Consider the following 22,868-nt stretch of genomic DNA (forward strand, 5'->3'; position numbering starts at 1 on the left):
GAGACATTTTGGGCCGTAAGCGTTGTAGTGCTGCCTGCACAAAAAGAGGCATTTGCACCCTGCGTGATAACCGCTGTAGGAAGCGGCTTTACGTTAGCTGTAATAGCAACTCTAGATGTGTTCTCACACTGTGAGGAGCTGTTATAAGTACTGGCATATAGTGTCGTAGTAGTGGATATAGTGCGGGGCAAAGTACTAACTTGGCCTGATAAGTTTCCTTCTCCTAGAAAGTTACCTCCGCTCGGAGCATCATACCACCTTATAGCATTACCATTTGTGCCTACAGTTGCTTGAAATGTCACTTCTCCACTGCCACATCGAGGATTAAGAGTTACAGAAGGACTTGTTGGAAGGCCTGGAGTTGGGTTTACTGTAACTGCAACTGCGCTTGATGGTGCGCTGGCACAAGATCCAGTTGAGGCAGTAATTACAACTGAGTAATCTCCTGAAGCGCTTGCCGTATATGTTGGGGCAGTTGCACTAGTGATGTTTGTGCCGTTCAGCCTCCACTGGTAGTTGTATGAGCCTACTGCTGGTGAAGTCGGGTTTGCAATTGCCGTGAGTAATACAGATTCTCCTTGACAAAATGTTGTAGGCGTACTTGTGCTTATAGTTGCTGTTGGCACAGTGTTTACTGTAGCTACAACTGGCTTAATATCAAAGCATCCAGTAGTTGTATTAGTACCCTTGATATAATAAGTTCCCGCAGGTACAGCTGCTGGATTCCCTAAACTGACTGTTGCAGCAGCATCAGTCCAATAGGTATAACTTAAGCCAGATGTGCTTCCTGAAGTTACAGCTGTTGCTGTAAGATTTACTGTGTTAGGTGAGCAAACTGTTGCCGGGTTTGTAATTATTATAGTAGGATTAGGATCAACAGTAGCAACAACTGCCGTTCGTGCTATAGTTTCGCAACCAAGAGGTGAAGTTGCAGCAAGATAATAAGTTGTAGTATTAGAAATAGAGGGTGTGAATGTTTTTGTACTTGCAACAAGAGTGCCGCCAGTTGCTGCTGTATACCACTTATATCCGCCTCCAGAAGGAGCATTATTAGCAGTTAATGTTACTGTACCTGTGCCGCAACGTCGTACGTTCTGTGCTGTAGGTAAGCCTATAATATTTAAGGTTGCAGGCGCAGAATTATCCGCACCTTTAGTTTGTGAAACTACAACGCTATAACTCCCACTTGTTGGGATTACAGTGGATTGTACCGTAACCACAATTTTAGTGGATGTTACACTTGTCGGATCATTTATGAAGTTACCATTTATTTTTACCTTTGCGATATTAGCCCCATTTGTTGTAAAGCCAGTACCGTTGATTGTCAAAGTCATTGTCTGCCCTACAAAATTACAAGAAGGCTCAAGTGTAGTAATAGCCAACGTCTGCGCCGACGCCACTTGGGCCAGCAACATAAAGAACAGCAGCAAGCCTGCGGTTATCATCGAGAGGTGCCTTGCCTTGAGCCAACAAGCAAGACTGTGTGTAAAATTGTGTTGCATACAAATTAGGGGTTAGGGTTAGGATACTAGCTTAATGACCACAAACAGATATATTGTGTTTTATCAATATTAAATCTTATTAAACTTTGGAAACACCATTTAAAAGGGCATAAAAGGCCCTTAATGCGATTTTTCTTACAAAAAATCACACCTAAAGCAGTTTTAATATGATTTATCAGCTATTCCTCTACACAAAATGCCCTTACAGGTATGAGATACCAGGTAAATTACACGTTCAACTTTCGCCTTAGACTGACAAACGCAAACTTTATAGTATAATATTAAACTTTAGTTATATTTAATTAGACTATAATAACGTTTAATTTAAGTAAAAGTCGAACAAAAGGATAAATTTTAAAGCAAAAATTAAAATAATGTATTTAAACAGCTAAATAGCGGGTATCCGTAGCCCCTTACATAATAGAAAAAAACCTTAGTTAAATATCACAAAAGTTAAATATTTGCAATATATAATATAATAAAAGTATTATATATGTTGTGTTATATACATTTGCAGTATTACGCATAGTTTGCCACCACAAAATCAGCCAATATATAATTAAAATAAGTTTTTACTCGCAAAAACAGGTTAAACCATTGCTTTTAATTGCCCACTAACTACTCTTTTGAATAAGGCGATTTAGGTCTCCGGAAATATCCCTTCCTACAGAGCAAGGCAGCTCAGTTCTGTTTATACCGATGTTTCAACGTTGCCTAGCTGAGGGCAATTTCCATATCCGAGTTATAAATCTAATACTACTGCAAGGCCTTAACAGTAGTGGGGCATTCTGGAAGAAAATGAAATGGATCTGTCTGTCTGGCAAGTAAGGCGGGAGAAAATTATGGTCGTACCTCGCAACTTGCGTTAGCACTTCCAACATCAGTTTTAACTTAACCATGTATATAACCGTCCCTTAACATGATATTTCTTTTACGCGCAAAAATCTGGTGCCAGCATAAACAGCAATAGCCGGACTTGATGGCCCGGCTATTGCTGTTTGTGCTTGGTTTAATGGAAGCCCTATTCTTGTTTCAGTATTCTGATGTACTCTGTGGCATTCCCTACTTTTGCCCGGATAATATACATCCCTGTCGGAAGGTTATCATCCAGCCGAATCAGTTCGGTATTGTAACCCTGCTTCGCTGGTATACTGCGTGTTAGGACTTGCTTTCCAACTGCATCCGTAATCACTACGATTACCTCACCAGCTTCCTCGGCTGCAATATCCAACGTTATTTCGTTTTTGAAAGGGTTAGGGAACGCAATCACCCGGCTAGTTGACTGCCCAATGCTCACAACACGCGGACCAAAATACTCGAAGCTGCCGCTGGTATCGACCTGCTTCAGGCGGTAGTAGCGGGTACCTTTCTTGCCGTTCTCCAGATCGGTATACACGTAAACCTGCTTGATACTGGAATTGCCGTTCTTGGTCGGGATATAAGCCAGCTTTCGGTATGTAGATCCATTTTCCGACACTTGCACTTCGAAACCTGCGTTGTCCTGCTCCGAAGCGGTTGCCCATTCCAGTTCCACTTTAGTACCTGTCAGTTTGGCGTTCAGGTAGATCAGTTCCACAGGGAAGGTTTGGATTGGTCCGGAGAGCAGTTGCTGCGGGTTCTCGTTATAACAGATCTCGTTGGTTGGGGTAATCTCCAGCATCACCGACTGGAAGTTTTCGGGAAGTGCGCTGATGTTGAACTCGAGGTTTGTTTCGCCTGGCACTAGTTCCGGCCCATTACCGGTATCCATAAACCACTGGAAAGAAGCGGCATTGTTGTTATCCACAACATTCGAGAGCGCTGAGAACGTTACCGGCTGCCCCACCTCCAGGGAAGTACTGCCCGTGATATTCTCTCCATTGGCCAGCACTTCGCCTGTGGCTGTTGTCGGGTTATTGGGGTCGTTGGCAGTCGCGGCCACTGCCGTACGGCTTGGGTTGCTGCAACCTGAGCTGTTTAGCAAGGCAACATAAAAGAACTGTGTGCCGATGGCAGTCAGAGGTACATTTATCTGTTCTCCAGTGCCAACCTGACTTCCTCCATTCGGAGAATCAAACCAGGCATAAGAAAAGCCTTGTGGCGCACCAGAGACGTTGAGGGTAACATTACCCAATCCGCATCGCTGCACCGGTGGCGCATTCAGGGCAACTGCATCAGGCACGGGGTTCACTACTAAATCCCGCTCAGCTACATCTGTACCACATCCGTTGCCACTCTGCACTGTCAGGCGTACGCGCACGGTGCCAGTGCCCTGCACCCGCACGATGGGGGTATAAGGGTCTGATGGCGAAACCTCAATTGTTGCCGTTCCGCTTACCACCTCCCAATTCAGGAAATTGGCGTTTGTAGCAGTGCCTCGTAGGATGAAGTCTGTGGTTTCGTTCTGATTAGGGTTCTGGCACTTGGGAACTTCTTCCCGTATCTGAGCAACCGGCAGCGGCTTCACGGTTGCATTCACTTGGCTGCGGACACTTTCACAAGCTGTCTGTGGGTTATAGGTAGCCACGTAGTATATCTGCGACTCCGTTAAATCAGGGGAAAAGTTGGTGCCCTGGAATACCATTGTGCCGCCGGTGCTGGCATCATACCAACGCACGGCAGAGCCGCCTGCTCCGGGCTGCGCACTTAGGTTCACTATACCCGGTCCGCACCTTTCGTCTCCAGAGATAGTTGTAGCTAAGCTAGGCCTTGGGTTTACCGTGATGGTGACACTGTTGGATGGCGGACTGGTGCAGGTATCAAAGTTCTTGACGATCACATAATAATTACCTGCCTCACCAATGATAATGTTCTGGCCTGTTTTGCCCTCCATTAGCCCGCTGCTATTATACCATTGGTAGGTATAGTTTTGGCCGGGTGGCTGTGGGTTAGCGGTTAGGGTAATGGTATTCCCGGCGCAGAGCGTTTGGTTTCCCTGCGGAATTACAGTAGCAGTGGGCGTGGCGTAAACGGCGGCTGTTACCTGCGTACGCGGGCTTTCGCAGCCAGTAGCATTCACCACAGACACGTAATAATTTCGCGGCTCATTAATGGTTGGCGTTGTAAACTGATTTTGCGTTGCCCCGGCAATAGGATTGCCACCGCTAATAACAGTATACCACCTATAAGAACCTCCCGCAGGAGCTCCTGAAGCTGTTAGTGTCACGCTTGCGGGGCCACACACGGGTGGTGGCGCTGAGGCAGTGGGAGCCTGAGGAACCGGACTTACCGTAACGCCCGTAGTAGTGGTGCCGCCTGAGTTATTACAAGAATTTGAAGAGGAAACTGCTATAGTGCCGGTCTGGGCATTCTGCGAGAAATTAACAGTGATGCTGTTGGTGTTTGCTCCGCTGGCAATGCTTGCTCCAGAGGGGAGCACCCAGTTAAATGTGACTCCTGCAGGCTGCGCTGCCACACTATAGGTGTGTGTTGAGCCGGGACAAACCGTGGCAGGACCGGTAATTGGCCCCGGAGCTGCCGGAGCTTGCGCAATATTGAGTACACCAGCACTTGCACTGGTTGGTTTATTGAAGTTTGGGCTTCCGCCATCGCGGTTCGCTAATCTTATGTATAGCGTTCTGACTTGACTTAAAACTGGATCATTGGCAGGAATTGAAATTGTGACAATACTTCCGTTTGTGCCGCTTGTCGCGTTACTGGTCACACCAGCTAAGAGTATCTGTACCGCATTTGCGCTTTCTACGCCTCCAGGGGTAGAATAGAACTCTGCCCGAATGTTGCTAGTAGTTCTGAAGTTGGCACCCGCAACGGTTAAGGTAACAGCCTGCCCTGTATTCACACAGGTTGGGGTTACGGTGCTGATTGTCTGCGCTGCGGCAAACTGCGTGAAACACAGGAAAAGCAAAGTGAGCCAGCCGGCTGTAGCACTTTGATAGAGTTGGGCATAAATTGCTTTATGAAGCAGGGGGGTAAATTTGTTTTGCATACAAAAAGGGTTAAAATGGCTCTGAAATCGGCCGCTACTGTGCATGCGTGCTATAATTCTTTCGCCTCGTTTAATTGTATTGCTGCTCCGTCTGGATCTGTGAAAACCCAGAAAAGGAATACAATTAAATTTGTCATGTAGCTTTACCTTTTTCAAGGCAATGGCTACACCACGAACAGCTATACCACGCTGTGACGCCACAGCGCGTGCACTACTTACTTAGGGTGAAGGGTTGGAGGGAATCTCCGAGATAAATGCGTCTCACAAATTGCAAGAGCACATTAGGGTATGATTTGGCGCGTGTACTGCTAGCATGCAGCAGTAGTATCTATACGGTACCCATACCCTAAAGGGGTTCATCAGGGCTCATAATTAAATTGCACTGTTTTATACATGCGTTATGTTTTGAACACAGCAAAGCACCGCAAACACTGATAATTTTTAGTGAGTAAAAGATTATAGTTAGCGGGGGCTTAATTCCATAAAGGCAGGAGATATCGATACAATTATGTTCAGGCTAAAACAGAATTGTTTTTACCTAATAAGCTGCCCCTGAAACGGGTAGGGTAAAACCCTAGAAAGCCGTACCTTTGCAGACTTTACCAGGAAACTGAAACACCTATGAGCGCCAAAAGCTTAACCTTATTACTAGAAACGGCATACGATACAGCCCAAGCCCCGCTTTCGGCTGATGCGGCCAGCCAGATTTACCAGGATTTTGAACGGGCATACCGTGCTTCAAGGTCAGAGGCGGGAAAGGGTATGGCTGAGGTCAATTTCCGTTTTGAGCGCCTGCGCCTGGTGGTGGCCCTTGCTTTTGTGAAGGCCTTTACCCGCCTCTCGCACAACGAGAAGAGCGCGAAGGTACTGGCCGTGTTGCAAGACGCCCTGCAAGCCCCCGATACCAAAGCCATCGACAAGGTGGTACAAAAGCGAATCGGCACATTTGATAACCTGTACCATGAGATATTCGTGAACGAACAGCGCGAGCACCTGCTGGCCCTGTTCGAGCAAACCCTGGATGCCAGCTCTAAGGAAGAATTGGACGAGTTGATTTTTGAGGGACTTGACCTGATGCAGGACGTGGACTGGGAGGCAAGTGCAGAGGATGGCCCGGACGACGACACCCTTGACCTGGACGAGGATTTCCTGAAGAACCTGTAATTGCCTTTTTCTTTATAAACAATTGTAATACAACGCTTTTATTTTCGACTGCTCTAGAGGCGAGAGCCAAAGGGAGTTCGCGTGGCCGAAAGAAATTTATAGGAACACCCCCGCCAGATTTCTCCCTACGCTCGAAATGACAGCAGGGGTTTCCAGAAACACTGCGAATTATAAGCCTTACCATTACCCTTATCATCCATACCATGACGACAAACCCGAAGAAGCTGGCCATAAAAGACTTTGTGTACGAACTGCCCGAGGAACGCATCGCGAAATACCCACTGCCCGAGCGCGATCATTCCAAGTTGTTGGAGTATAAGAGCGGCACTTTGTCGGACCATGTTTTTACCGATTTGCCTGAGTTATTGCCCGAGCAGTCGCTGTTGGTGTTCAACAATACCAAAGTAGTGCAGGCACGGCTTATTTTCCAGAAAGAGACCGGCGGCACTGTCGAAATTTTTTGCCTCGAGCCGGTGGCCCCTTACCGTGAGGTGCAGTTGGCAATGCAGCAGACAGGCAACAGCACCTGGAAATGCCTGGTAGGTAACAACAAGCGTTGGAAAAGCGGTCCGGTGTCGTTGCGCTTCGACGGCGGCATGCTGCGGGCAACGCGCGAGGAGCAGCAATACGGGCATTTCCTGATACGTTTCACGTGGGAGCCTGCCGAGCTGACATTTGCCGAGGTATTGGAGCGCTGTGGCCGCCTGCCCCTGCCCCCCTACCTCAACCGCGAACTTACCCCTGACGACCAGACCCGCTACCAAACCATATATGCGAACCAACAGGGAGCCGTGGCCGCCCCCACCGCTGGCCTGCATTTTACCGACCGCGTGATGGCACAGCTGCAGGAACGCAACATTGGCACCGCCTACCTGACCCTGCATGTGGGGGCTGGCACCTTTAAACCGGTAAAGGCGGAGGTGATGGAAGCGCATGAGATGCATGCCGAGCAGCTCTACATCACGCGGCCCCTGCTGCAGCGCCTCTTACAGCACCAGGGCAAACCCATCATTCCGGTGGGCACCACCAGCATGCGCTCGCTGGAGAGTATTTATTGGCTTGGGGCTAAGGTAATTCAACACCCTGGTCTACCGCTCACAGAATTGCATGTGAGCCAGTGGCAAGCGTATGAAGCCACTGAACTGCCCACAGCTACTGAGGCGCTGGAAGCTTTGCTCGCGTACATGGAGCATAACAAGACAGGCTACCTGCATGCCAGCACGCAAATCATTATCGCGCCGGGTTATACTTTCCGGGTATGTGCAGGCTTGGTGACCAATTTCCACCAACCCGAGAGCACGCTATTACTGCTGGTTTCAGCACTTATTGGCGAGGACTGGCGAAAAGTGTATACCCACGCCTTAGAAAACGACTACCGCTTCCTGAGCTATGGTGATAGTTCGCTCTTGCTGCCTTAAGGCTAGTGCATCAAAAACTCCTATATCAGTTCGAACGCAGTGAGAAATCACACCCACTAGCCTATCCTGGCGCGGATTTCCAATCCGTGACTTTCAATAAGATTGGATTTGCAATCCGATCGGGCCGGAGGCCCAGGCATACATATTCACGAGGGTGGACCCTCGCGCAATTATTTTACTACCGAACAGAATCAAAAAAGCCAGCCCCGGCAATTGCAGGGCTGGCTTTCTTGTTACTTGTATCTGAGTTTCTACATTCCATACTCTGAGATCAGGTATACCAGCGAGGCCATGGCTGCGGCACCCAGCTGCATCTCGCGGCGGTTCACCGTCTCGAAGGTATCGATGGCGGTATGATGGTAGTCGAAGTAGCGCTGGGAGTCCGGGCGGTAACCAATCAGGGCTACAGATCCCTGGCCTTTCAGCGGGCCAATGTCAGAACCGCCGTGGCCCATACCATATTCATTCAGGCCATATTGCGCTAGCATTGGCTTCCACGACTTCAGCTTGGTTAACTGCGCATTGCTGCCTTCTATGCTAAACCCTCGCGGGGTAAAGCCACCTGCATCCGACTCAATGGCGGCAACGTGCTTCTCTCCTTTGGCTTTAGCCACCTCAGCATACTTTGTTCCGCCGCGCAAGCCGTTTTCCTCGTTCATAAACATCACCGCACGCACAGTTCGCTTTGGCTTGATACCAAGCTCCTTAAACAAACGCAGCACTTCAACAGACTGCATTACGCCGGTGCCATCATCATGTGCCCCTTCCCCTAAATCCCAGGAATCCAGGTGCCCGCCCACCGCGATAATTTCATCTGGCTTCTCGGTTCCTTTTATCTCCCCAATCACGTTGTAAGACAACACATCGGGCAGCATCTCGGAAGTCATGCGCATGTAAAACTTTAGCTTCGGATCGCTTTTAAGGAGGCGGCTCAGTTGCTCAGCATCCCGGGTACTGATGGCGGCAGCCGGAATTTTTGTCACGCCCTCCTGGTAGCGGGTGTTGCCGGTATGGGGCACGTCCTGCAGTTCGTTGGCCATAGAGCGTACCAACACGCCCACGGCGCCTAATTTAGCGGCCGCTACAGGGCCACCTCCACGTTGGTCTACGGCGCCGCTGTAAGCTTGCATGGTCTGGATATGGGTGTTATCGAATGGTCGGTTGAAGAACACGATCTTCCCCTTCACGTTCTTTTTGCCTAATTTTTCCAGTTCCTCAAAATTCTGCACCTCCATTACCTCAGCACTCAGGCCTTGCTGCCCTGTGCCCACCGAAGCGCCAAGCGCAGCAATGTGCATGTCCACGTTGCCTATCAAGCTGGAGTTATACACACGCCCGATCTCTTTGTCACCGCGCACCCAATGTGGCACCATCACGGGCTGCAGGTATACGGTGTCCAGGTCCATGTCCTGCATCAGCTGGCGGGTCCACTCAACAGCTGCGGCTGCTTGCGGAGAACCGCTGAGGCGTGCACCGATCTTTTTGGTAAGGTAACGCAGGTCTTCGTAGCTTTTTGTGCTGGTCAGGGCCTCGTTGTATATTTTCCGGATAATGACAGAGTCCGGAGAGGCTTTTTGCTGGGCAACTGCCGGCAAGGTAATCACGGTGGCTGCAACTAGCAGCAGGTGGCGTAGTGGGTTAGTGAGCATTAACGTTAATCAGATGAGTAGTTGTTCTTAGCTTTTCGGTTTGAGAAGTCAAGGTAGCAAAATTATATCAGGACTTGAAACCGCCACAGGGAGCGATAGGGCTTTGAAAGGCGGAATACATAGGCACCCGTTTATAGGCGCTGCCAAACAAGGCCCACTTCTCAATGTTGAGGGGTATAAATTTGGCGACTTGAAAAGGCTATTTCATTCGCATGAGTTTTTCCAGATTCTGCTTACTAACGGTCAGGAGGCCTACTTCCGGGAGGCGGCTGGTGAGTTCGCGCCAGTTGTCATCTTTCCGGTATACTTCGCGCAACAGCTTGGTAGCTTCCGCTACCTGCCCGCTGTTGGCCAGCCCAATCGCATGCCAGTATTTCATCTCCAGGTTATCAGGGAACATCTCCTCGGCTTTGCCATACTCCTGCATGGCCTGTTGCATTTGCCCTCGCTCGATGGCCAGGTCGCCGGCGTTCATGTGCTCATAGGCCCGGTATACCTTCAGCAGGCGCGCCAGCTCATCCAAAGGCTTCTCGTTGTCGTCCACGCGCAGGTCGATGAGGCGGTCGTTCCATGGCTGGTCTGTTCTCTCTCCCTTCACCACTACCAGCGCCGCTGATTGCCGGCCGCGGATGTCGCCACCCTCGCGCTCGGCTGCCTGCATGGCGAGCAGTATGCGCTCAGCCAGCGGCTGCCCTTCGCTTCGCTCAAAGGCCTTTGCCATGGCTGGCCATACCTTGTCGGTCAGCATCATGTTGGCCTGCACCGAAAAATTCTTGCCGTTGATGTGGCCGGCATACCGGATACACTGCTTGCCCGTGTGCGTAGCCACCCGGCCCTGCGCATCCAAAATAGCGACCTGCCGCACCTCGCGGGCCTCATCGTCTGCCAGCAGAATGGCTAGGGCCTCTTCCGGCGATTTACCTTCTTTTAGCAAAGCCAGCCCACGCAGACCAAACGACTTGTTTGTAAAGGATTGCGTGGCCACTACCCCAACCCCGGCTTCTACCCAAGGCACTGCCGTACCCACCGAGAACCAGTGGCTTTGCACGCCCACGGCCATCTCGCCAGTCTGCGGGTCGCGGGCCACAATAGAATAGGTATGCGCCAAAGGTTCTTCTGCCTTAAAAACCTGTGCCTTGGCTGCACCGAGCGAAGCCAATAATGAAACTCCCATAGCAATAATTGTTGCTTTATATTTTCTCATATAGGTTTGATGTAGTGTGCTCCCTGCCTATCAGCGTACTGCTTTAGGAGGAAATCTGTTTCCGGGCAACTGCTTGACAAATATAAATGTTTTCACTTACTCCTGCCTGTCCTAAAACCCATGCAGCAACTTCTCACAAGAATAGTAGTATAACGATATATAAAATTAACACATAGGGGTGGTTGCCAAAGGGCCCTGCCCACAAGCTTTTTATATGAAAAACCCAGTACGAGATAAAAAACCTTCGCGCATGGCCATGCTAATTGATGGTGACAACGCGCAACCCAGCCTGATTGTGAAGCTTATGGCAGAGGCTGGAAAATACGGCGCTACCACTATCCGGCGCATTTACGGCGACTGGACCACCCCACAAATGAACGGATGGAAGGATTGCCTCAACAACCACGCCATACAGCCCATCCAGCAGTTTCGCTATACAGTAGGCAAAAACGCCACTGACAGTGCCCTCATTATAGATGCCATGGACCTGCTGCACAGCGAGTTTGTGGATGGCTTTTGTATCGTTTCGTCAGACAGCGATTATACCCGCCTGGCAACCCGTATCCGGGAGGCAGGCATTTTTGTGATGGGCATCGGCCAACAGAAAACCCCAAAACCGTTTGTGAATGCCTGCAATATCTTTATCTTCACCGAAAACCTGACTGACGACATAGACGAAAAGCAGATTGCGATTGCGGCGAAAGGCAGTGCCAACGGCACCAACAAGCAGCCGCCAAACCCGGTGCCGCTACTCAAAGAGGCTTTTGTGATGTCGGAGGACGAGGACGGCTGGGCGCATTTGGGTGTGATGGGTGTCAACCTGCGCCAGCTGGACCCAAGTTTCGACCCCCGCACCTTTGGCTATGGCCAGCTGCTGCAACTCATCAAAGCCCAAAAAGACCTTTTCACCATCCGCAAGGAAGATGATAAAGGTCCATCGGCGGTATACGTGAAGCGGAAAGACAAGCGCAGGACCCGCCCGAAGAAGAAGCCGGTGACAGAAGTGCAAAAGAGCATTTAAACTCCGTCTGCATTATTTTATAATACCCTCAGGCCTTGCGGCGAATTTGTCTCCCAGAGGTAAATTCACTGCAAGGCCTTGACGTTTAACAGTTTGGAATCTTCTAAAAGCTGATTTAATTGTCAGCCAGCTTTACCTGCATCTACACTCAAAGATTCATCTCCATACTTCAGGTTCACTTTTCATCATGCATCATGAGGTATAACGAAGGACTATGAGGCAACTTATACCCCTTACCAAAGCCCCCGACTGCCTGGTCTTCGATCGACTATAGACATGTTGGGTTTACCCCACACGAGCCAGAATAAAAAAACTCCTATTACGTCTCCATTATTTTTAGTTAATCGTAAAAACTCCAGAACCAAATCAATTTATTCCTAGTAAATCTTCTTTTGTTAAATAAGCGTAAACCTGAATCAGTTTTAGCTGCTCTTATAGCATAATGCTTTTTAATATGGAAGGGCAACTTAGACCAGTTACACAACAATGAATCAGACACTTATGATTTGTCAACTTATTAATGCAGTGATAGCTTGAATATTCTTTTTGATAAAATAAGTACGATAGTATTTGGTTTGATTTAAGGTATCTACACAAGATTTATGTTTCCTGGTAAAGACAGCGGGGATCTACGAGGTAAGGAAATAAGGAAGCGTTAAAACAAAAAAAATTTCTGTACTCATACCGATTTAGCAAGGGTATGAAGCGTTCGGTAAGTAACTCATATTTTTAAATTCACAGGCGTTTAGTCATTCTCTCGCATGGAAAAAATTTACACTACCCCTACTCCATCAAGGCCAGCACGTTATAAGCTTTTCATCCTGGCTATCTTAAGTAGCGTCATCTGGTTATGGGCTTTTGATGTGGCCGCGCACAGCAAAGCTGCAGCGCTACACAAAAAAACCATCTTCCAGTCAACACCGCTCATATCGAATGTTAGCGTTACCAGTGGCAAGAGTTACCTGGTTGCTGACCTGGCTGTTGGAGTTCTACATTACACAGACCGCAGCTATACCATCAGCAGTATGCCTGCGCTTTTGCAGGGAGCAGCCCTCATCCGCACCGCCAACAACGACAAGGCCAGCACCGCCTCAACACTTTTGTCTTTTGACCTGAGCCAGGGAGCGACAGTATATGTGGCCTATGACCCGCGTGCTACCTCGCTCCCCGCCTGGCTAAGCACCTGGCAAAAGCTCCCGGATGTACTTGGCGTAAATGACCCCTCTATCAGCCACTTGGAATTGTACAGCAAGGACTTTCCTGCCGGGCGAGTTTCGTTAGGAGGCAACCTGGCTAGTCCGGCTGCGGGCGCCTCGACCAATTACCTTGTGCTCGGCAAGGGAATCAGCACCTCAGGCAATAACCCACCAGCATTTACACAGCCAGCCTACAACTTTGCCCTGACTGACCAAGCTTCTCCCGGCGCACTGGTGGGCAGTGTGGCCGCGACCGACAAAGACGGGGATGCAGTGCAGTATACCCTAACGGCAGGCAACACCAATAGTAGCTTCGCTCTGAACGCAGCAACCGGAGACATTACCGTCGCTAAGAAACTGAATTTCCATACCCAGGCTTCTTATGCTTTAACGATCAGGGCAACAGACACCCAGGGGGCAAGTGCATTCACAACTGTTGCAGTCGCGATAACGGAAGGTGCCGAAATACCGCACTTCACAACCATTAGCTGGGACAATGCGGCCAACCAGCCCTATACTGTGAGCGAGGCACAAGGCGAAGTAGTGAATGGCAAGCTCTATACCTTCGGTGGATTTGACAGCACGAAGTCTTGCTGCACGCCCACGAGCCGTGCTTACGTGTATGATCCTGCTTTAAATACCTGGACACCCATTGCCCCGATGCCTCCCATGAATGGCACGGGGTATGGCGGCGTAACACATGCCGGCTTTACGACAGATGGCACGGACATTTACTTTGGGGGTGGGTATACCTCCAACGCGACAGGTACCGCCCAGATTTTCGGAACAAAGGAGGTATGGAAATACATTGTTTCTGAAAACCGTTATGCAAGGCTCCCTGACCTTCCTATTACCATATCGGCTGGCCAGTTGGAATACCTGAACGGCAAACTGCACCACATAGCGGGGACCAACCAAGCCAGAACCGCAGATCTGGGCAACCATTACGTATTGGACCTCGACAACCTGAGCGCCGGCTGGAAAACACTCGCTGCCTTACCCAGCCCCCGGCAACACGCCGGATCAGCTGTTTTCGAGGGTAAAATTTATTACATAGGCGGGCAAACAGGGCATGATGGCAAACTCGTCACTTCTAAAGAGGTACACCGCTATGACCTTGCCTCCAATACCTGGACTAAGCTGGCAGACTTGCCTGTGCCTTCCGGAGCAAACGGCCGGGGGCATATATCTTCGGCCGTTACTGTTGTCGGGAAGCGTATTCTGGTCTTAGGGGGAGAAACGGTGTACAGCACCGGAAAAACAAACATGGTTTCTGCCTATTCCCCGCAATCCGAATCGTGGGTTAACCTTTCGGGCTTACCATCTGCCCGGGCCTCTGGCGTAGCAGCCTTCCTGAACAACGCGATTTTTTATACAGGCGGATCTGGTTCTACCCGATCCAGCGCCACCTTTAGAGGTAAATTCACAGAACAGGCTGCCCAGCAGCAGGTAGTGAGTTTTACCCTGTTCAACGCCGACACCAAACAAGACATACAAACCCTATCCAATGGAGCGACATTGAACCTGGCCACACTTCCTACCAGACGCCTCAACATTCGCGCTAATACCAATCCTGCTACAGTAGGAAGCGTTGTGTTTGCCCTCAGTGGAGCATCCAGCATGAGTGCAACAGAAAATAGCGCAACATATGACCTGATGGGGGATAATGGTTTCTGGACACCTACTGTAGGAAATTATACGCTTAAAGCCACGCCTTATAGTGGTTCTTCCGGATCCGGGACAGCGGGAATTGCGCTCAATGTATCTTTTGCAGTCATAGATCAAACAAATACTTCCTTTGCTGCTCGCGTTAATGCAGGTGGCACTGGCTATACCGATAGCCAGGCAAACAACTGGTTAGCGGATGACTATTTTACGGGAGGCACAAACTCTTCTAAATCCTTCGACGTGATCGGGACCACCGAAGACGAATTATATTTAAAGTATAAATATGCTACCGGTGGCGCCCCTTTCAGTTATAATATCCCGGTAAATACGTCCGGTGACTTTACAGTGGCCCTTCATTTCCTGGAGCCTTACTTTGGTGCACCGGGTGGCAAAACAACAAACCTCACAGGTGCACGCGTTTTTCATGTAGACCTGGAAGGTCAGCGTGCCTTAAGCAATTATGACATTTATGCGCAGGACGGCGCGGGCAAAGCCATTGTCAAAGTGTTCCCCAATGTCTCGGTAACTGATGGTATGCTCAATATCCTGTTCACCTCCGTGAAAGAAAATGCTATCATTTCAGCCATCGAGGTAGTGTCTAACGCTTCGGCTATTATGGCGCAGCACGCCCAAGGCCAACACACCCAGGACTTAAGCCTGGCCGTATATCCTAACCCTATCAAAAGCAGCGACAAACTACATGTAAGCATGACCGGGTTTGCTGCCCAAGAGAAAGTGACACTAACAGTATATGACCTGGCAGGCAGATTACAGCAAGCACCTTGTACCTCTAACCTAAACATAACGGGTGGAACAGAACTTAGCTTCAACAAACAACTACGCCCCGGTGTGTATATTATAAAAGCGCAAGGCGATAACAGAGAAACTCGTACGAAATTTTTGGTAGAATAACCCCTATACCTAATCAGTTCAAAGGCATACAAAAACCACCATCCCTTGCGCCTTAAGTTGGGGATGGTGGTTACAAAATCGAGTTTATTTGCTCAGCGCCATATAGTTGAGGCTGTCCCCCTTGCTACACGACACACTGTTTGGCTCCAACCTGTACTATAATATCTTTAATCAAAGGCCGCTGAAGCCTTTTCCTCATACAGCGAACATCCATATCCCAAGGTTGCCAAGAACCTGCAACTTACGTGTTGCCGGAGATATGCTGATCCTACCAAACGCTTCTGATCAAAACTGCAGTCAAGAAAAAAATGCGGGACCCTATAGTCACGTGCATGAACAACCTTCCATTTTATTGCATTAATCGTATAGATAATAATACCATGTAAAGCAATAAATAAATCTAGTTAAATAATATATTAATAATATTATTTAATGGGGTGTTAAGTTATAAGTTTTCGACGATTCTTTTGACAAGTGTTCACTACATTTCCGAAAGAGACAGTCCTTATAACATCCTCTCTGAGCCTGGAAAGTGCTGGGATAAAACCCTTTAAGTTGATCTGTGTAATGCAATTTAAATTCTTACCGAAAAAATAAAGTATCCCCTACAGCTGATTTTGAATAATATAGCGCTGGCTGGCTCATTATCGGGAGCAAATAAAGGGCTGGTTCTACACCACTCGTAACAGGAACTGTATCTGCATATGCCGCATAACACAGGCTAACAAGTCCAGATAGAGAATCCTGATAGCCTTCGCACCCTGTATAGCGAGTACACTGTTTGAGATTAGAAAAGATAGCTTTAAAATCAACTTAGTAAAACACAGCCACCTTGTAACCAACCTAATAGGGGAAGCAGAAACTGAACGGCAGCATTAGATTTGGATCATTGGCAAATCCCGAAAACTTAACGCCCATTCAGAAAGTCCAGCCTATTGTGTTAAGCAGCCAATTGACCTATAAAATATGTTAGCACGCTCTTACCTGTTATTACCCCATGAAAAACTCTACTTTAACCACCGCCACTTTACTGGCAAAGAACTATGCTAGTATAACTTTAATGTTAACCTGTTTATGGGTTGGCACAAGCATGCCAGTTTTTGCCAATGAAAGAAAAGCAGAGACTCGCAAAAAAGTAGCCATTGGGTGGCAATCCCCCGGATTGCTACCCAATGTTAACAGTAGTTCTGAAAATACCTATGCGTTAGCTGTGCTGCAATCAGGCTCGACTTACGCCACAGACCGAAGCTACGACCTCCCTAGCGTCCCGCTTCGTTTAGAGGATGCGGCTATGATCAAAACGCTTATTAACGGTAAAAACAGCAGTAGCTCCTCTCTTTTAGCATTCAGCCTCACCCAGGACGCCAAGGTGTCTGTAGCCCACGACCTACGGGCCACAGCACTACCTGCCTGGCTCGGTGACTGGCAGAAGCTTCCCGATATTGCAGGAGTAAAGGATAGGAAGATCGATCATGTGGCGCTTTACAGCAAAACCTCCCCTGCAGGCCAGGTAGCGCTAAGCGGCAATGCTGTCAGTCCGGCAGGAGCGATGACCAATTTCTTTGTGGTGGCGAAGCAGGCTACAGCTTCGCTGGTTACAAATATCAGCGCTAACAGCAGCAAAAGTTACAGTCTCTCAGAGCTGGCGTTGGGGGCGCTCTACTATACCGACCGCACCTACGACATTACGGCTGTGCCTGCTGCTCTGGCCGGCGCCTCCCTCATCCGCACGCCTAACGATGACAAAAAGAACACGAGCACTAACCTGCTTTCCTTCAGCCTAAGCCAGGAGGCCGCCGTGTATGTGGCCTACGACCCCCGCGCCACGGCGCTGCCCGCCTGGCTTAGCGGCTGGCAGAAAATGGCTGAGAAAATCGGGGTGAACGACGCCTCCATCAGCAACATGGACCTTTACAGCAAGGTATTCCCCGCCGGGCAGGTTGTATTAGGCGGCAACCTGGCCAGCCCGGCCTCGGGGTCCTCCACCAACTACTTCGTCATCGCCAAGGCCACTGCCGTCACATCACCCTCCGGCACGGGCTGCCCACTCCTCAGCCCCATGCCCTGCGACCAGCTGCAGGTGGCCCTGCCCTTCAGCCTCAGCTTCTCGGGCCCGGTCAGCGGAACCGTCCCTGACAAAAGCAGCGCCGGAACAGGCTTCACCCTGGTCGACGCCTACTCCGGCGCACGCCACCCAGAGGACGGCAGCCCCGCCAACCCCAGCCTCCCCGGACACGAGCCGGCCAGGCTCTCGCTCTCCGGCGGCCGCCTCCAGCTCACCACAAACAAGGGCATCGCCTGGCTCACCAACAACAACCAGCTCAACACCCTGGGCGTGCGCGTGGACTCCCGCGCCAGGCTAAACGCGGCCGTCACCGTGGTCAGCCCCTACAGCGGAACGGGCAGCCAGCAGGCCGGCCTCTGGTTCGGGCTCAACGACAAGACCTACCTCAAGCTGGTGGCGGTGGGCGGCAAGGTAGAGCTCAGGCGCGAGACCAACGACGCCTCCCCCTCCTCGGACCAGCGCCTCACCGGGGCTATCGCAGGCATCAGCTCCGCAACGGTGAGGCTCCGCATGCTCATCGACCCCGGCAGCGCAACCGCAGAGGGGTTCTACTCCCTCAACGGCGGGGCCGAGCAGAGCGTGGGCGCGCCGCTGAGCATCTCAGGCATGGGCATCACCTCCTCCACAGCACACGCGGGCATCTTCGCCACCCACCGAAACGGCAGCACACCCGTCACCTATACCTTCGATGATTTCTCGATTGCTACAGCTAGTGCTGCAGGCAACAACCCTCCAGTAATTGTAAAAGCGCCCAGTAACCAGGTTTTTGACATAAACCAAAGCTTCCAGTTTTCGGGGGGCCAGTACAGCGATTCTGACGCAGGAGATGTGCTGACTTATACCGCTACAAAGTCTGACGGAAGCGCTTTGCCTGGCTGGCTACAGTTTAATGCCTCTACCGTGGCTTTCAGTGGAACGGCACCTTCTTCTGGCACCCTCTTATCGGTTAAAGTTACCGCTACAGACAAGTCTAACGCTAGTGTAAGCGCAACTTTCACCATTGCCGTGCAATCAGTAGAAGACAACCCATACATGCTTGTCGTGAACATGGATAAGTTTCAGTCCCCCGACCGCCTGTCGTTCTCTTTAATCCAAATCCCCTGGCGACGCGAAAACAGTGACGGCACGTATACTCCCTACAATGAAAATCATAACAAAGTAAGGCTGAAGCTAACGAATGGCGGTACAGGCAGCTTAGTGATCTCAAAGCTTGAGCTTTCGAACAGTAGCCTTTGGAAGATCGCTACGATCAACAGCATTGACTATGATGCCGGTACAGCGCTGCCAATCAGCCTGGCTTCCAGCGCATCTGCGGAATTAGTCATAGAATTTATTGCCAAGGATTTGGGGGGCAGGGTCAAGATCAGAAACGATAAGTTGACGATCACCTCAAATGATGCCAGCAAGCCGCTCAAGGAGGTGCTGTTGCATGGTTTATGGCAGTATAAAGGAGAAGGTGGAAATGAGCCTTATGCCCAGGAAATTATAAAGGCATTCGGATTCCTCAGCCAAACTGGGTATACCGTCAATGACGGGGTTATTGACGGAAACTATGTGGTGCCGAACTCCGATGAAATATTGTCGCCTTTCTTTGTGCGTGCGGATCCGGCAAGGCCGGTTTCTGTGATCCAGATGGCTGCTTACCATGGATGCTGTTCCGCTACCGAAACAATAAAATGGTATAATAAAGGATCAGCCTCCTCCACCACAACCGTGTTTACGCACAATGGCTTAGATGGCCAGTCGCTTTTGCCCAGAAAATCGGGTACCTCCACAACGTTGGCGCAAGGCACTTTTAATCCTACAGGCCCCTTCGGTATAAAGGTAAGTTCTTCTTACTTAGACAGAAGCATGAACCTGAACAATAAAATAGGTATCCGTATCTGGAAGGCGATTGACAGTAATGGCAATATCATCCCCAATGCTTTTATTATGAGTATGGATTACCTTAATTCGCCCTCGGTGAACTACGACTACAATGACAACATGTACTACATCAGTAACGTGAAGCCGGAAGTGGGTACTGCCTGTTACTCTGAACTGGTGCCCACCCCATCAGCCGCAGACTTCGGATCAGTTTTAACTGGGGCTGGCAGGCAACTCACGGTAAGCCTGAAAAACCAGGGCAAAACATATGCTGATGGAAGCAGTGACCCTGCCGTTACGATCAAGAGTTATGAAATCGTAGGGCAAAACAAAGACCAGTTTACTGCCACAGCACCTTCAGCCACAACCATAGGAGTGCAGGGCAACGCTAGCATTTCTGTGAACTTCAACCCAAATAGCCTGGGTACAAAAAACGCCGTCTTATTGATTCATTACAACAGTGCCGACTCTCCACTAAGAGTCCCGTTGTATGGCGCTGGAAACGACCCTGGTACAAGCATCAGCGTTGTGAAGCGTATCAAGAGTGCGGCTGATGCAAATGTTACGATAAACGGTGCTACCTGGGAAGCAGATAAGAATTACAGACAAGGATCCATTAAACTAGATAAACAGGTAGTTGCAGGGCCAATTGCAGCCACCGATCACGATGTGCTGTACCAAACCTACCTCTCTGCTGCTACTAACCTGGCTCAAACACGGTATGCCATTCCGCTAAGTACTGGCACTTATACAGTACGCATGCACTTCGTTGAAAACCAGTTTACAGCGCCTGCTGCCAGGGTGTTTGGCTTTAATATGGAAGGCACAACCAAGCTATCAGGCCTGGATATTTACCAGGAGGTGGGGTATAGAACTGCGCTTGTGAAGGACTTTGCGGTTAGCGTAAGCGATGGAACGCTCAACATCGATTTTAACCCAACTGTAGACAGGGTGGCTATTGCAGGCTTAGAGATCTTCACAGCATCATCAAGCTCCAGCATCACGCAGGCATCAACGGCTACATTGCAGCATATGCCAGATGCGCCTCAGCTGCAGGTGTACCCAAACCCAGGCACTGGTGACAGAATGAGTGTAGCACTGCAAGGATTCGGGAAAGCGGAAAAAGTAAGCGTCACCCTATACGACACCTCTGGTCGTGTGGTAGAGTCTCTTGTAGTTGATGCAGACCAACAGGGCGCTTACAACGCAGAAGTCACCCTCCGTGCCCGGCTAAATCAAGGTCTATACCTCATTAGGGCTCAGGCTGCTTCAGGAGAGGCTCGGGCTAAGCTCATGGTAGAGTAAAACCGAACACTGGCTTTTAGATGGAGCGCCTTAATCAAAGGCTCTCCATCATTACTAAAAAGTATTTCCTGCCTGATTTGTTTTAAGTATCAGTTGATTTTTATGGCGTGTAGAAAGCCCTTTTAAATACCTTTTAAAGCAACTATCTCGCAGAGAAGAACCAGTTTGCCGGTTGATTTCAAAACTTGCCATTTAATGACAAGGTTAGCATCTATTAAACCTAGAATATACCTGTAAAGCGTGTTACGGAGGTGTGTCATCTCCTAAAAATTGCTACGCTGTTCCAGTGAGAGGAAGTACCTAAGTATTAATGAGTCAGGGTACTGCACAGGGGATTATCATGGCAACGTTTATACAGCTTGTTTCGGGTTACTTATAAAAGCCATCACCAAACGATCGCTAGATTACCTTAACGCACACCTCATCATATAAGCAGCCTTGCAACTGCTGTTTATACAAGAGGCTAATTAAAAATGAGATTTTGTAAAATAATGTTGGCTGTGAAACGAAGCCTAGTCAATTTCAAGTGACAATGTCTGCTTATCAATAGAATAGGAGTTACGCAGCCTCATTCAAGGCCGTATACATATAGAAAAAAGCCATGGAATCATCTCACTATATAGCTTATTTATTGAGCGAGCCACGCAAGGTCAGCTGCGTGAAGGCCAGTGAGGTGCTGGAGGTGTCGCATGATGAGATCAACCGCTTCCTATTGAGCAGCCATTTCACAGGCAAGGAGCTGTTTGAGGCGGTCAAGCAGGGGCTGTGCCTGGAGGGCGGGGTGCTCTCGGTGGACGACTCCGTGCTGGACAAGCCCTTCACGGACCCGGCCACCACGGAGCTGGTGGGCTATTTCTACTCAGGTAGACACCATAGGGTGGTCAAGGGCATCAGCCTGATCACGCTCTTCTACACAGACACCTGCGGGGTGGGCTTGCCGGTCAACTTCCGCATCTACCGCCACCGGGAGGGCAAGACAAAGCACGATTACTTCCAGCAGATGGTCAAGGAGTGCTGGCAGTGGGGGCTGCGCCCCAAGTGGGTGAGCGCCGACAGCTGGTACGCCTCGGTGGAGAACCTGAAGTTCCTGAGAAACCAGGAGGTGGGTTTTCTGGTGGGCCTGGAGGCCAACCGCATCGTCTCCACGACCCCCGGCCGCTATGAGCAGGTGGGCCGGATAGAGGATGTGCCGCAGGAGGGTTTGTTTACCCATCTTAAGGGCTTCGGCTTCGTGAAGGTGTTTCGGACGGTGGACACAGAAGGCCACGCAAGGCACTACGCCATGTACCTGCCCGATGAGCAGCCGTGCAGGCAAATCAGCAGGGAGCAGTTCAAAGAGGTGAAGGCCCGGCACTGGCAGGTGGAGGAGTGCTTCCGCACCATCAAGCAGGAGTGCCATGCCCAGCATTTCTTTGTCCGGCAGACGCAGGCCATACAAAACCATCTCTTCTGCGTGCTCAGGGCATTTCAAAGGCTGGTGTGGATGAGCCAGGACAGCATCATCGAGAATGTATATGCCCTGCAGCGAAAGCTCTTACTGCAAGTTCAAAGAGAGTTCATCCTCAACTATGCGTAACTCCTATAGAATTAACAAAATCAAATCAGCAAAACTATCGTATAAATTTATTACACTATTCCATTAAATTTTTATCAATATTTAATATATTTAAAACTAGAATATCAGTAGTCGAAAACCCATTACATAGGAAACACAGCATCTTGTAACCCTAATAAGCTGGCTCCCCATCTGGTATACCCTACCAATACGCGCAACTTAACCCTACCTGAAAGAAAACCCTACTACCTATTACTTACTACAATGATTTCACCTTATACCATCAAGCAGCCCTTGATTCGAGTTGAGTGGGTGTGGCTAGCTGTTTTGATATTATCTGTATCAAACACTTTCTCAGTATCGGCAACCAGTCTACATAAACCAACCCAGCATGTTTTAGATATTGCTATATCCCATT

At 49.6% G+C, this 22,868-nt stretch carries 9 protein-coding genes and 1 pseudogene; 6 read left to right on the forward strand and 4 right to left on the reverse strand.

Translation table 11 applies throughout. The annotated features are described in order from the left end of the window. Positions 1-95: 95 nt before the first annotated feature. Together ACXYMU_RS13855 and ACXYMU_RS13860 are read right to left on the reverse strand one after the other, a co-directional pair. Positions 96-1,502 (reverse strand): annotated as a pseudogene (locus tag ACXYMU_RS13855) (Ig-like domain-containing protein); the annotation flags it as partial. Between the two features lie 1,021 nt (positions 1,503-2,523). Then, positions 2,524-5,427 carry an Ig-like domain-containing protein gene (locus tag ACXYMU_RS13860; protein ID WP_458986999.1) on the reverse strand — a complete coding sequence of 968 codons (2,904 nt, stop codon included), beginning with the start codon at positions 5,425-5,427 and terminating at the stop codon, positions 2,524-2,526. Between the two features lie 621 nt (positions 5,428-6,048). Here ACXYMU_RS13860 and ACXYMU_RS13865 point away from each other — a divergent pair. Both ACXYMU_RS13865 and ACXYMU_RS13870 read left to right on the forward strand, forming a co-directional pair. After that, positions 6,049-6,591 (forward strand): hypothetical protein, encoded by a 543-nt coding sequence (locus ACXYMU_RS13865; RefSeq protein ID WP_458987000.1) that lies wholly within the window; start codon positions 6,049-6,051, stop codon positions 6,589-6,591. Between the two features lie 203 nt (positions 6,592-6,794). Further along, the gene (locus ACXYMU_RS13870; protein WP_458987001.1) at positions 6,795-8,009 is read left to right on the forward strand and encodes an S-adenosylmethionine:tRNA ribosyltransferase-isomerase; all 1,215 of its coding nucleotides are present in this window, start codon (positions 6,795-6,797) and stop codon (positions 8,007-8,009) included. A gap of 251 nt (positions 8,010-8,260) precedes the next feature. On the opposite strand, the gene ACXYMU_RS13875 is transcribed toward ACXYMU_RS13870, so the two are convergent. Both ACXYMU_RS13875 and ACXYMU_RS13880 read right to left on the reverse strand, forming a co-directional pair. Continuing rightward, entirely contained in the window at positions 8,261-9,658 is a 1,398-nt protein-coding gene (locus ACXYMU_RS13875; protein WP_458987002.1) for a M20/M25/M40 family metallo-hydrolase, read from the reverse strand. A 199-nt stretch (positions 9,659-9,857) separates the two neighbouring features. Further along, positions 9,858-10,832: a DUF1028 domain-containing protein gene (locus tag ACXYMU_RS13880; RefSeq protein WP_458987003.1), complete on the reverse strand. Its 975-nt coding sequence runs from the start codon at positions 10,830-10,832 to the stop codon at positions 9,858-9,860. A 244-nt stretch (positions 10,833-11,076) separates the two neighbouring features. Between ACXYMU_RS13880 and ACXYMU_RS13885 the strand changes: the two genes are divergently transcribed. The 4 genes from ACXYMU_RS13885 (at position 11,077) to ACXYMU_RS13900 (ending at position 22,471) form a co-directional block, all read left to right on the forward strand. After that, positions 11,077-11,883, forward strand: coding sequence for an NYN domain-containing protein (locus ACXYMU_RS13885; RefSeq protein ID WP_458987004.1), 807 nt, complete (start codon positions 11,077-11,079; stop codon positions 11,881-11,883). Positions 11,884-12,644: 761 nt separating this feature from the next. After that, positions 12,645-15,659, forward strand: a complete 3,015-nt coding sequence (locus tag ACXYMU_RS13890) for a malectin domain-containing carbohydrate-binding protein (RefSeq protein ID WP_458987005.1) — start codon at positions 12,645-12,647, stop codon at positions 15,657-15,659. A 1,210-nt stretch (positions 15,660-16,869) separates the two neighbouring features. After that, positions 16,870-20,895 carry a malectin domain-containing carbohydrate-binding protein gene (locus tag ACXYMU_RS13895; protein WP_458987006.1) on the forward strand — a complete coding sequence of 1,342 codons (4,026 nt, stop codon included), beginning with the start codon at positions 16,870-16,872 and terminating at the stop codon, positions 20,893-20,895. A 601-nt stretch (positions 20,896-21,496) separates the two neighbouring features. Next, positions 21,497-22,471, forward strand: coding sequence for an IS701 family transposase (locus ACXYMU_RS13900; RefSeq protein ID WP_458987007.1), 975 nt, complete (start codon positions 21,497-21,499; stop codon positions 22,469-22,471). Positions 22,472-22,868 lie beyond the last annotated feature (397 nt).

Source organism: Pontibacter sp. CAU 1760, from assembly GCF_054482735.1.

Bases quoted from the DNA above. Each gene is read 5' to 3' on its own strand.
- ACXYMU_RS13860 (WP_458986999.1), bottom strand. From the start codon at position 5,427: ATGCAAAACAAATTTACCCCCCTGCTTCATAAAGCAATTTATGCCCAA.
- ACXYMU_RS13865 (WP_458987000.1), top strand. From the start codon at position 6,049: ATGAGCGCCAAAAGCTTAACCTTATTACTAGAAACGGCATACGATACA.
- ACXYMU_RS13870 (WP_458987001.1), top strand. From the start codon at position 6,795: ATGACGACAAACCCGAAGAAGCTGGCCATAAAAGACTTTGTGTACGAA.
- ACXYMU_RS13875 (WP_458987002.1), bottom strand. From the start codon at position 9,658: ATGCTCACTAACCCACTACGCCACCTGCTGCTAGTTGCAGCCACCGTG.
- ACXYMU_RS13880 (WP_458987003.1), bottom strand. From the start codon at position 10,832: ATGGGAGTTTCATTATTGGCTTCGCTCGGTGCAGCCAAGGCACAGGTT.
- ACXYMU_RS13885 (WP_458987004.1), top strand. From the start codon at position 11,077: ATGAAAAACCCAGTACGAGATAAAAAACCTTCGCGCATGGCCATGCTA.
- ACXYMU_RS13890 (WP_458987005.1), top strand. From the start codon at position 12,645: ATGGAAAAAATTTACACTACCCCTACTCCATCAAGGCCAGCACGTTAT.
- ACXYMU_RS13900 (WP_458987007.1), top strand. From the start codon at position 21,497: ATGGAATCATCTCACTATATAGCTTATTTATTGAGCGAGCCACGCAAG.